General features: G+C 38.5%; 11 protein-coding genes. 3 read left to right on the forward strand and 8 right to left on the reverse strand.

Annotated features, from left to right (window positions below; genetic code table 11):
• Positions 1-1,088, forward strand: a 1,088-nt coding sequence (locus Q8907_07115) for a U32 family peptidase (GenBank protein ID MDP4274030.1), incomplete at its 5' end; no start/stop codon positions are given.
• A 9-nt stretch (positions 1,089-1,097) separates the two neighbouring features.
• Here the strand turns inward: Q8907_07115 and Q8907_07120 are convergent.
• On the reverse strand, positions 1,098-2,474 hold the full coding sequence (locus Q8907_07120; GenBank protein MDP4274031.1) for an MATE family efflux transporter: 1,377 nt from the start codon (positions 2,472-2,474) through the stop codon (positions 1,098-1,100).
• 33 nt (positions 2,475-2,507) lie between these two features.
• Positions 2,508-5,276 (reverse strand): right-handed parallel beta-helix repeat-containing protein, encoded by a 2,769-nt coding sequence (locus tag Q8907_07125; GenBank protein ID MDP4274032.1) that lies wholly within the window; start codon positions 5,274-5,276, stop codon positions 2,508-2,510.
• A 261-nt stretch (positions 5,277-5,537) separates the two neighbouring features.
• On the opposite strand from Q8907_07125, the gene Q8907_07130 reads away from it, so the two are divergent.
• Positions 5,538-6,146, forward strand: coding sequence for a 30S ribosomal protein S16 (locus Q8907_07130; protein ID MDP4274033.1), 609 nt, complete (start codon positions 5,538-5,540; stop codon positions 6,144-6,146).
• 40 nt (positions 6,147-6,186) lie between these two features.
• Entirely contained in the window at positions 6,187-6,714 is a 528-nt protein-coding gene (rimM, locus tag Q8907_07135; GenBank protein MDP4274034.1) for a ribosome maturation factor RimM, read from the forward strand.
• Between the two features lie 7 nt (positions 6,715-6,721).
• Here the strand turns inward: rimM and Q8907_07140 are convergent, their stop codons facing one another.
• The 6 genes from Q8907_07140 to Q8907_07165 form a co-directional block, all read right to left on the reverse strand.
• A complete protein-coding gene (locus Q8907_07140) occupies positions 6,722-7,291 on the reverse strand; it encodes an L-threonylcarbamoyladenylate synthase (protein ID MDP4274035.1) in 570 nt (189 codons plus the stop codon).
• Positions 7,288-8,406, reverse strand: a complete 1,119-nt coding sequence (locus Q8907_07145; protein MDP4274036.1) for a glycosyltransferase family 1 protein — start codon at positions 8,404-8,406, stop codon at positions 7,288-7,290. Before Q8907_07145 ends, Q8907_07140 begins: the two co-directional genes overlap by 4 nt.
• A 72-nt stretch (positions 8,407-8,478) precedes the next feature.
• On the reverse strand, positions 8,479-9,297 hold the full coding sequence (locus Q8907_07150; GenBank protein MDP4274037.1) for a 2,3,4,5-tetrahydropyridine-2,6-dicarboxylate N-succinyltransferase: 819 nt from the start codon (positions 9,295-9,297) through the stop codon (positions 8,479-8,481).
• Between the two features lie 68 nt (positions 9,298-9,365).
• Positions 9,366-9,749 carry a co-chaperone GroES family protein gene (locus Q8907_07155; protein MDP4274038.1) on the reverse strand — a complete coding sequence of 128 codons (384 nt, stop codon included), beginning with the start codon at positions 9,747-9,749 and terminating at the stop codon, positions 9,366-9,368.
• A 50-nt stretch (positions 9,750-9,799) separates the two neighbouring features.
• The gene (locus Q8907_07160; protein ID MDP4274039.1) at positions 9,800-10,537 is read right to left on the reverse strand and encodes a tRNA threonylcarbamoyladenosine dehydratase; all 738 of its coding nucleotides are present in this window, start codon (positions 10,535-10,537) and stop codon (positions 9,800-9,802) included.
• A gap of 64 nt (positions 10,538-10,601) precedes the next feature.
• On the reverse strand, positions 10,602-11,446 hold an 845-nt coding region (locus tag Q8907_07165; protein ID MDP4274040.1), incomplete at its 5' end, for an Nramp family divalent metal transporter.

Below are 11,446 nucleotides of genomic sequence, written 5' to 3' on the forward strand. Positions count from 1 at the left end.
TTTGCCGGGAACATGAAATAAAATCCTACCTGACGTTGAATATCATTATTTATGACAAGGATATTCAACAGATGAAAGATGTGGTCGACAGGGCTAAGGCTTCAGGTATTTCTGCCATTATTGCAAGCGATATTGCTGTAATAAATTATGCAAGAGAGCAGGATGTGGAAATTCATATTTCCACCCAGGCGAATGTATGCAACATAGAGGCAGTTAAGTTTTATTCACGGTTTGCTGATGTGATGGTTCTTGCCAGGGAATTAAATCTCGACCAGGTATGCAGAATTCATGAAGCCATAGAAAAAGAAGGGATCAAAGGCCCGTCTGGAAATTTAGTGCGGATAGAAATGTTTGTTCACGGTGCACTTTGCCAGGCCGTATCAGGGAAATGTTATCTCAGCCTGCATGAGAAAAACTATTCGGCCAACCGGGGTAAATGCCTGCAAACCTGTAGGAAAGCTTATATTGTTACCGACAAGGAAACAGGTTATGAACTGGAAATTGATAATGAATACATCATGTCGCCTAAGGATCTTTGTACCATCCATTTTTTAAATAAGATGGTTGATGCAGGAGTAAGGGTGATGAAGGTTGAGGGTAGGGCTAGAGGGCCTGAATATGTTAAAACCACTGTGTGCTGCTACCATGATGCTTTAAATTCCATTGCTGACGGTACATATACCCCTGAGAAAATTGAAAAGTGGAAACAGGAATTGTCCACTGTATTTAACCGTGGCTTCTGGGATGGTTATTATCTGGGACAAAAGCTGGGCGAATGGAGTAACGTTTATGGTTCCAAAGCAACCAAAAGGAAAGTCTATCTTGGGAAAGGCACAAATTATTTTTCCAAATTAAAGGTAGCCGAATTTTATATGGAAACCGGTACTTTAAAAAACGGGGATGAAATTTTGATTATCGGCCCTACCACGGGTGTAATTCAGACCACCGTCAAGGAAATCAGGGTTGATTTGGAAAACGTAAATGAAGTGTCCAAAGGAAAAAGTTTTTCAATACCCTTGGATTCATTGGTCAGGCGTTCCGATAAACTTTATAAACTGGTGGATTCCAGGAAGGTTACTTTACAGTGATATACAGTTTTATTTACTCCAGATTCCTTTATCACTTTTTGAAACTATTTTTTTATATTGAATAGGAGCCAGGATGGCCGATATGATGAGTGATGTACAGGTTCCCAAAACTACGCCTGCAGAACCAAGATGAAGGGTTTTACCGAAATAAATTGAAAGGGGGATATTGACCACTGCCTGAAAAATGGCAATATATAAGGATAATCTGATCTTCCCTGTGCCATTGATAAAATAAGCCCATATATTGCACCAGGTACTGAGAATGATAAAAATGCCCATTATTGCTGAAAGCATAAAAGAGACCTTTACCATTTTACCTACCCAAAGATGGTAAAAGGTATTGGCTAAAAGTATCATGATTATGATACCGGCCGCAATCAGATACCAAAATTGAATTAATTTTTTCATGGTATTTTTTATCCATGAAAAATCCTCTTTTACATAAGCTTCAGTAAATGCTGACCATAAAGGGTTGATAATAATCCCAAAAAACATGGTTACCATTCCAAAATATTTGTATGCTATATTGTAAGCGGTTACCTCTTCGGGCCCCAGAATTTGGGTAATAATCACATTTGAAGAAGAAAAAACAACCAATACTGCGATGTTGATGATGAAAAACTGTATACCCAAACTTGCCAGTTCCTTGAAATATTTAAAATCTACAGATTTTAATGAAGGTTTATATTCTTTGTAATCATTATTGAAGAAATAAAATGAAGCGATCAGAAAGATTAACAGGGGAGAAACATTCAAGGTAATGCCAAGATAAAGGATGGAGCCTTTCGTGATTTTGGTCAGAAGGAAAATGATCAGCAAGGCCAATATATTTCCTAAAGTATCGAAGCTGCTGCTGATTGCAGGACGCTGGTCGGCTGTAATTATTATGCCCAATAGCCCAAGTACAAATCTGAACAGGAAAAAACCAAAAACGAATAATACCAATATCTCCAATTGTCCTGACATATAAGCCGGGGCATTTAAGACCCTGCACCAGGAAATAAATGGATTAAATAAAAGAATGAGTAGAAACAGGGAAGAAACAATTATTAATATGCCGGCATAAGTAGTACTTACATAAACTTTGGCTAATTGTTTATCTCCTTTTGCTATGGCTTCGGCAAATTTATTCCGCAGTCCCTGTCCCAGGCCAATGTCAAAAAAATTTACCCAGAGTACAATAGAACTTAGGGTAAGCCATACCCCATATTCTTTTGAGCCAATGTAATGCAAACAAAGGGGAACCAGCAAAAAGCTGGTGAAGATGCTAATACCTCTGATAATGATAGAGATTGCAATATTTTTTTTTGCTTTGATACTCCTGGCATGTCCCTGGGTAAAAAAAAGACTTATTTTCTGAACGGGAGAATTTAAATATTCCATCATCCTGTGAAAAATGAGTTCGGTTTAGGTCTTTTATTATTGTGAATTTAAGCTTGTTACAATAAGAAATTTATGGGTAGAGCTGAATTTTATGCCGGAAAGATTCAGCAGAAACATACCCACTCCAAAATTGCTTGTATTTATTGTTATCTCTTTTACTCCATCCTCCAGACTTTGTGAGTAAACCAAACGGCCAATGCTGTCGTAAATATTCAATTTAAGATTATTCACCTCGATTTTCTGCAGGTTTACTTTTATATCCTTTCCTTTTAATACCGGATTAGGATAAATATAAAAAGGAGGCTCAACGGTAGTCGGGACTACAGGTTGATAGGTCCCTTCCATCAGGATCAGAATTTGAGAGCTCCAGGGTTGCAGGGTTAATTCTTTTGTTATTTGATTGCCGTCCAAATCATTAAATATTGCCTGCTGAAGGTCAAATGTTTTGGTATAATCCGAAGGATTTGAGAAAAGAACTGATTTTGAAGTCGGCTCCTGGTATTTGGCATTAACTTCATATAAGTGCACATTATCCAGATAGAAGCCGGATCCTGTTCTTGGAAAAAGAAATGACACAAAATTCTGTGTGTTTGCTAAGGAGGAGGTTTTAAATACAAAATTCATATTCCTTTTCGAAGTGATTAAAGCAGCTTTGGAGGAATAAACAGTACCGTTTGCATCTCCCACCTGATGTTGTATATCTATATTCATGGTACCTAAATTAAATCCTTTTATACTTGAGCTTAATGCATAAAAAGAGTTTTGTTTTAGATCAAAATTCGGGCTGAATACTATACCATAAGATGCTGCGGAACTGCTTTGGTTGAGCGACATTTTTATACTCCCCTGATCCATTCCTCCGTCATTAGCCCACGACATGTTATCTATGCCGAGGAACCAGTATGTCCAGTCTGTTAGATTACTGTCAAAAGTGCCGTTTTTTATCAGATCCTGGCCCAAAGTATCGAAGGGGATATATGGGGTAAGGGAAATAAGACTTCCTTTTGAGTTGGGATCTTTACCAGAAAATTGTTTCCATTGTTCCAGTCCGAAATAATATTGTTTCCCATCCGAACCGTTATAGGCGGTGGTAATATTTCTGTAGGGATTACAATAATAATTATTATCCATCGATTCATTTCCCATAGCTGATAGTTGAGAAGCAATGGTGAGGGGAATTTTGTTTTCATCGAGATTATAAATCACATTGTTTTTTACTGTCTGGTGACTGTCCTGGCCATCCCAGTCATAGGAGATATGCAGGCCTTCAGTACCATAGACCGTGTTGCCGGTTATTTCATTAACCGTGGAATTGTGAAGAAATATTCCAATACTTGTTGACCTGGAAATGGTATTATTTTGAAGTTTAAAGGCTGATGTATTATCATCCAGATAGATTCCGAAGGAGAATGGGGTATTTAAGGGACAACTTGTAATATCGCCCTTGACATAGTCCACGAAGTTATAGCGGAAAATGTTGTTTTTACTGAAGGTACCCCAGGAATAAAGTCCTCCGCCATCGTTCAGAGTAAGCAAAGTGTTTTTAACAATGTTATATTCAACAATATTGCTTTCGCCCATACAATGAATTCCATTATATCCGACGCTGTCTATATAATTTTTAGAGACCAGGTTATTTTTTGAATTGCCGCCGATATAAATACCAAGTGCGCAGGCATCGCTACTTCCGCCTAAACCGGGTGCCATTCCGGTCCGGGTAATGATATTGTTAGAGAAGATGGAATTTTGTGGATCATAAGTGGCTATTCCTTTATCAATGCAATTGTCAATTATGCAATTATCCACCACTATATTCCACGGAGTTTCGCAGTAAATATTAACGCCTATATTCGTATTTTTTATATTACAGCGTAAAACTTTAATGCTTTTAGAGCACCACAGGGTGATGCCTGACTGAGAGTGCATTTCAAAATCCAGGTCCTGAATAATGATATTGGTAATGTTATAAGAAGTAGTTACACCTTGTCCGTAAACCGATGCTTCTACGTCAAACTCAGATGGGTTTTTCCCCTGAGGGGCATAGAAATATAAACGTTTGGTACTTTGATCATAATACCATTCATTTGCTGCATCCAGCTCACTAAATTTGTTGTCAAAAAAATATCCTTTCTGGTCAAGGGTATTGTAATCTGTAGGGGTATCAAAGACCACATTTGTGTTTGAATAACTTTGTACTTTTCTGGTTTCATAAGTCCAGTTGCCTGAACGTATATGTACATTGCAGCCATTCCAATAGCCCGCCGGATTAGTAAGCTTGTTGTCCGTAAATCCTGCATTTCCGTTTCCACTGGTTGTAAAAAGCCATCCGGAATTCGGGTAGCGGGCCAGAGTCATTCTTTTATACTGGTTGGTGATGGTTTTTTCGGAATTAATAGTAATTGTGGTGGGACTGCCAATAAATACTTCATTGACAGTCTGAGTAACATTTGCATAATATATATTTCCGGAATATTGTACCCATCCTGTTACAGGTATAGAACCGAAAATAATGGGGGGATCCCCGCTTCCGTATGCCCCGAAAACGATGGGACTGGCATCGCTGCCGGAAACAGATACAGAAATCTGTCCTGCGAAATTTTGGCCCCTTTTAAAAAGAATGGAATCGCCAGGTTTAAAACCAGTCATTGCTTTATTTACCTGATCTATAGTTTTCCATGGAGAGGAGGAACTTTTTCCATTATTCGTATCTTTGCCATTTTGTGAATCAACATAATAATTCACCCCGTAAAGGCTTTTCACTATCAACAGCATAAATACTATTGATAAAAATTTTATCGTTTTCATAAGGGTAGCATTTAAGTCTTAACATATCAAGCTGTAGTGAAAAATGGATGATACACTTAAATTGTTGAAATTATAAACAGCAATAGATGAATAAAGAGTGAATAAATTAAAAGGTAATTTAAGGCAAATTTTTCTTTTAAACAAAAGAAGGACAGAAAATTTAAAAAGAGAAAAATGTTTAGGGGATTATTATATATTTCACAAATAAAATTATAATTTTGCACTCTTTAAATAATGTAGGTTTAATTTTAAATAAAGAGTATGCCTGTAAAAGTCAGATTAACAAGACAAGGAAGGAAAGGAATTCCTTATTATCACATTGTGATAGCTGATAGCAGGGCGCCACGGGATGGTAAATACATCGAGAGGATTGGAGCATATAATCCTCAAACAATTCCTGCTACTATTGAATTAGATTTTAATAGAGCATTAGATTGGATACAAAAGGGCGCTCAACCTACCGACACCTGTAGAGCTATTTTATCGTATAAAGGTGTATTGTATAAAAATCATTTGCAGATAGGCGTTAAAAAAGGCGCTTTGACGCAGGAACAAGCCGATGCCAAGTTTGATGCATGGCTGAAGGAAAAAGAAAGCAAGATTGAGGCAAAGAAGGCAAATGTGGCACAAAATAAGGAAAGCATTGCCAAAGAACGTCTCGAAGCTGAAGCTAAGGTCAACGAAGCCAGGGCTGCTGAGATTGCAAAGAAAAATGCCGAAATAGCTGCTAAACAAAAGGAAGAAGAAGAAGCAAAAGCTGCAGCAGAAGCTAAAGCAGCGCAGGAAGCCAAAGCAGCACAAGCCGCCCAAGCTCCCGAAGCAACTCCTGAGGCTAAGCCCGCAGAACCTGAAGCTCCAAAAGCTGAATAAACATGTACTTTTTGTCAAAATAATTTTGAATAAAAATTTAATGGCAAAAACAAAACTTGTTTTTATTGGTAAATCCATCAAACCTCATGGGGTAAAAGGCGATCTTTTAATTGAAGCCCAAGGATTTGATGTAGAAAACTTTTTAGAATTGGAATCGGTTTTCGTCGATGTAGGCGGAGAACCGGTTCCTTTTTTTATTGATTCTGCGTTCGTTCATAGTTCCACCACCCTTATTGTTAAGTTTGAAGATGTGGACACAGAAAAAAAGGCCAGAAGCTTATGTGGCTTTAAATTATTGATTCCCGCAAGGGAGAGGGTTAGCCCCGAAAGTGAAAGCCTGGAGGATGTTTCCTTCTCCGAAATCAGGGGATATACCCTGGTTGATAAAAAATACGGCGAATTAGGCGAACTGTCAAGAGTTATTGAATATCCCAACAACCCATTATTCCAAGTCTTTTATAAGGGCAAAGAAATCCTCATTCCTATAAATGAAGAAACCGTTTTAAAGGTGAATCACAGGAAAGAGATTATTTATGTTTCATTGCCTGAAGGCCTGATGGATTTATAAGGCCGTTTTATTTCCGGATGATCTTAATTTCCCCGTTAACTTCCAGTTTAATGATGCTGGAAGGTTTTGCTGAAGAAGGGGGTTCGTTTTGCCTCCATTTGACCACATAATCCACTTCCTGCAACAATTCAGCAGAAATTTCCCGAAAACTTTTAGGGAAAGGCATGCCACTGATGTTGGCCGAAGTTGATACAATCGGTTTATTGAACTTTTTAATGAGTTGACAGCAAAAATCATCTTTTACTATTCTGATTCCAATAGTACCTTCCGGTGGAATTAAGTTGGCTGCAAGATTTTTTGCATTTGGGTAAATAATAGTCAGCGGATTTTCAGCTACTTCAATCAGATCATAGGCAATGGAGGGCACTTCTTTGACATAATTGGAGATGTGTTCCAGACTATCTATAAGGACGAGCATACTTTTGGAATCATCCCTTTTTTTTATTTTAAAAATTTTGCTAACTGCTTCCGCATTGGTGGCATCGCAACCCAAGCCCCAGATGGTATCGGTGGGATAGAGGATAGTCCCACCTGACTTTAAAACTTTTAGCGCATTTTCAATCTCTTCAGCTATCATTTTACTAAATGGGTATAAACATTCATTAAGTTTGTTGTTATTTTATCTTCACTGAAATTGTCGGCCCAAAGTACTCCGTCTTCTATCATTTTTTTCCTGAGCTCATTGTCGGTCAGTACTTTATTTAAGGCATCGATTAATTCGTCCACATTGTTGGGATCAATATAAAATGAAGAATTACCACCGGCTTCTCCAAAACATCCGCCTTTTGACGTAATTACCGGAACCTTCGAATTGAGGGCTTCCAGAATGGGGATTCCAAATCCCTCAAAAACAGAGGGATAAACAAAAGCCTTGGCCATCTGGTAAATTGCCCGCAAATCTAATGATGGGACATTTTCGATAAAATATATATATTTTAAATTGTTCTCGGAAATGTATTCCTGGACTTTTTTCAGGTATGGAGTAGGTTTTCCAATGACTACCAGGGAAATATCAATTTTCCCCTTTTGAATGGCTTTCACAATACTCATCAGGTTTTTTCTTTCTTCGATGGTACCTACAGAAAGTATATAATCATTAGGCAAATCGTATTTATATTTGACCATGCTTTTCACCTCTGCATCAATCATGGAACGGTACAAAGGATTGCAGCCCTGGTATACAACCTGGATTTTATCCGGGTCAATGTTGAAATAATTGATCAGGTCTGATTTCGTCTGCCGGCTGACTGAAACGACCTTATCTGCAATCTGGCAGCTGTACTTAATCCTTTTTGCAATTAATCTTCTTTCCAGGTTTTTATACAATTGCGGATAGCGGATAAAAACAAGATCATGTATGGTCACTACCGATTTAATTGGGGCACGGTGAATATAAAACGGCAATTCATTTGCCAGTCCGTGGTAAATATCTATTTTATCTGCTTTTAATTCTGAGGTAAGCCGGTAATTGCGCCAATATGTTGGAAATACTTTACCTGCAAGGGTTTTGGGTATAAACACATTCACATTTGGCAATTCAATTGAAAAAATTGGATTTGCCTCATCTGTAGTATATAAAAAATACTCATTTTCAGGAAAATGTTTACACAGAAGCCTTATGGTATTTCTGCTGTAATGTCCCAGACCGCTTCGGTTATAAAAAGCCTGTTTCGCATCGAACCCTATTCTCATATCTCAAAATTTTAAGGACATGCTTTTTGTCAACAAACATTTAGTTAATTCCCATTTTTAAACTGGAATGACTTAAACAGCAAGATCATATTCCCGTAAGGCATCATTTAAGGTTGTCTTCTTATCGGTCGATTCCTTGCGTTTCCCGATAATCAGTGCGCAGGAAACCTGGTATTCACCTGCAGGATATTGTCGGGTATAAGATCCAGGGATGACAACACTGCGGGGAGGGACATAACCTTTGGCGATTACAGGTTTTTCACCGGTAACATCGATGATTTTTGTAGATGCAGTAATAACGGTATTGGCGCCTAATACGGCTTCTTTCCCTATCCTGGCTCCTTCTACCACTATGCATCTTGAACCGATAAAGCAGTGGTCTTCAATAATTACAGGTGCTGCCTGAACGGGTTCAAGTACTCCGCCAATGCCAACCCCTCCACTTAGATGGACGAATTTACCGATTTGGGCACAGGAACCCACCGTTGCCCAGGTATCAACCAGGGTGCCTTCATCAACATAAGCGCCGATATTGACATACGAAGGCATCATGATCACTCCTTTGGCCAGGTATGCACCATAACGTGCTACGGCATGAGGAACAACCCTTACTCCCAGTTCTTTATAATTCTTTTTCAGCCTGATTTTATCGTAAAATTCAAAGGGCCCTGTTTCCATGACTTCCATCTTTTGAATGGGAAAATACAGAATGACCGCTTTTTTAAGCCATTCGTTTAATTTCCATCCGTCACCCGAAGGTTCTGCAATTCGCAACTGCCCTTTATCCAGCAAATCAATGATTTCCCGGATTGTATCCTGTGTCGTGGCTTCCGAAAGAAGGGAGCGGTTCTCCCAGGCTTCTTCTATTATTTTTTGATATTCTGAATTCATTTTTTTGAAAATCAATTAATATTTAAAAGTGAAAAAATCAGTAAACAGGTTTGTATCTGAATCTGATTTTATTCAAATAAATCTTTATCTCTGATCAGCATAAGAATGGACGATTGGGAAACAATTACATATTTTTCTTTGTTAAATTCTATTTCAAAGGTGTTCCCCTGTAGATAAATGGCCAAATCTCCTTCTTTTGCCTGTAGCGGAACATATTTGACATCATCTCTTCTGTCTTTCCATGGTTCTTCCACATCGCTGATGGCAGGAATAGGATAACCCGGGCCAACCTTAATCACATATCCGCTTTGAATGCTCTCTTTTTCCTGAACTCCGGGCGGGAGAAAAAGACCTGTTTTTGTCCGGTCCTGTGGCGTTTTGGGCTTTATCAATACTCTGTCGCCAATAACAATAAATTTGTTTAAATTTTCATTATCAATACCCAAAGTCATATTTCGTTCATTTATTAGGCAAACCTACTGGAATTTTCGGAAAATCGCAATTATTTATTACAAGTATCCTCAATTAAATCCCTGATCACAACGGAAGCACAAAAGCATCCAAAAATTGCAGGCATATAGGAAATAGTTCCCACTGTGGATTTTTTATTTTGAACATTCTCTACCGGCCTGATTGCTGAAGCCGGAATCGGTTCCGGATTGTACACGGCTTTAAAACCTCTTTCTATGCCCAGGTGCCTTAGTTTTTTCCTGATTACATAAGCAAGTGGGCAACCATAAGTTTTAGAAATGTCAGCAATTTTTACCTGTTCCGGATCCATTTTCCCTCCAGACCCCATGGAACTTACCAGTTTGTGATGATTTTGCATACAAAAATAGATCAGGTAAATTTTAGGGGAAAGTGTGTCAATCGCATCAACCACATAATCAAATTTGTTATTCTCAAGGAATTCCTTCATCTCTTCGTCTCTCAGAAAGGCTTTTATTGCACGGACATTAAGGCCGGGATTGATGTCCTTCAGTCTTTGCCCTACTAATGAGGCTTTTTCTTTGCCAACGGTACTTACCAGTGCGGGAAGTTGCCTGTTGCGGTTTGTGGTTTCTATCATGTCTCCATCAACAATTGTCATATTACCCACTCCGGCCCGGCAAATCATTTCGGCTGCATAAGCTCCTACACCTCCTAATCCGACTACAAGTACATGAGATTTTTTTAATTTTTCAAGTTTCTCTTTTCCCAGCAATAAATCAGTTCTTTCAAGCCAATCCACTTCTTCCATTTTACACCTTCTCCCTTATAAATTTACTAATTAATTTGTTATCTGGCAATAGTATTTGCATGGTTTACATTTTCATGAGATAAACTAAAAGCAAAATATTTAAAATACTCACACTTCCCCCTAATAATAAGAGGACGGCCTTAGTAGTCGGCACATTTGCATAGTTCCCCATCACTTTTTTTGAAGAAGTAAGATAAATCTGCAGAAAAATAGTGAAGGGCAACTGAAGGCAAAGTACCATCTGGGAAATAATCAATGCTTTAAAAGTATTTCCGATCATTAACAGAATAAAAAATGCCAGAACGAGCGATAAGGCAATGCCCAACCGGGAATGGTTATCTTTGATATCGTAGGGCTCACCAAAAAAACCGGCGAAAATACTTCCACCGGCCATCCCAGAAGTAATGGTCGATGCAACCCCTGAAAATAAAAGTGCAATAGCAAAAATACCTGCAGCATGGTTCCCCAGCAGGGGTTCAAGCATGCTGTGTGCCTGCGATAGTTCATTGACGTTTATCCCTTTTTGGAAAAATGTCGTGGCTGCCAGAAGAATCATTGCACTATTGATAGCCCAGCCAATGACCATGGAGAAAAGGGTGTCGCAGAACTCATAATCCAGCTGCTTTTTGATGGCTTTTTCGTTTTCCAGGTTCCATTGCCGGCTTTGGATTATTTCTGAATGCAGAAAAAGGTTGTGGGGCATAATCACTGCTCCCAACAGGCTCATAACAAAAATAACCGAACCTTTGGGTATTTCCGGTTTGATCCAATGAATTCCTGCCTGGGCCCAGTCTATATTTACCAGGGTCAGTTCATATAAGAAGGAAAGCCCGATGATGGAAACAAAACCGATAATGATTTTTTCAATGATTTTATATGAATTGTTAAAAAGCATGATAAAGACGAAAA

This window comes from Bacteroidota bacterium, from assembly GCA_030706565.1.
Lineage (GTDB): Bacteria > Bacteroidota > Bacteroidia > Bacteroidales > JAUZOH01 > JAUZOH01.

What these genes read in the sequence shown, in the direction of transcription:
- Q8907_07120 (MDP4274031.1), bottom strand. Translation starts at nt 2,474, where the DNA reads ATGATGGAATATTTAAATTCTCCCGTTCAGAAAATAAGTCTTTTTTTT.
- Q8907_07125 (MDP4274032.1), bottom strand. Translation starts at nt 5,276, where the DNA reads ATGAAAACGATAAAATTTTTATCAATAGTATTTATGCTGTTGATAGTG.
- Q8907_07130 (MDP4274033.1), top strand. Translation starts at nt 5,538, where the DNA reads ATGCCTGTAAAAGTCAGATTAACAAGACAAGGAAGGAAAGGAATTCCT.
- rimM (MDP4274034.1), top strand. Translation starts at nt 6,187, where the DNA reads ATGGCAAAAACAAAACTTGTTTTTATTGGTAAATCCATCAAACCTCAT.
- Q8907_07140 (MDP4274035.1), bottom strand. Translation starts at nt 7,291, where the DNA reads ATGATAGCTGAAGAGATTGAAAATGCGCTAAAAGTTTTAAAGTCAGGT.
- Q8907_07145 (MDP4274036.1), bottom strand. Translation starts at nt 8,406, where the DNA reads ATGAGAATAGGGTTCGATGCGAAACAGGCTTTTTATAACCGAAGCGGT.
- Q8907_07150 (MDP4274037.1), bottom strand. Translation starts at nt 9,297, where the DNA reads ATGAATTCAGAATATCAAAAAATAATAGAAGAAGCCTGGGAGAACCGC.
- Q8907_07155 (MDP4274038.1), bottom strand. Translation starts at nt 9,749, where the DNA reads ATGACTTTGGGTATTGATAATGAAAATTTAAACAAATTTATTGTTATT.
- Q8907_07160 (MDP4274039.1), bottom strand. Translation starts at nt 10,537, where the DNA reads ATGGAAGAAGTGGATTGGCTTGAAAGAACTGATTTATTGCTGGGAAAA.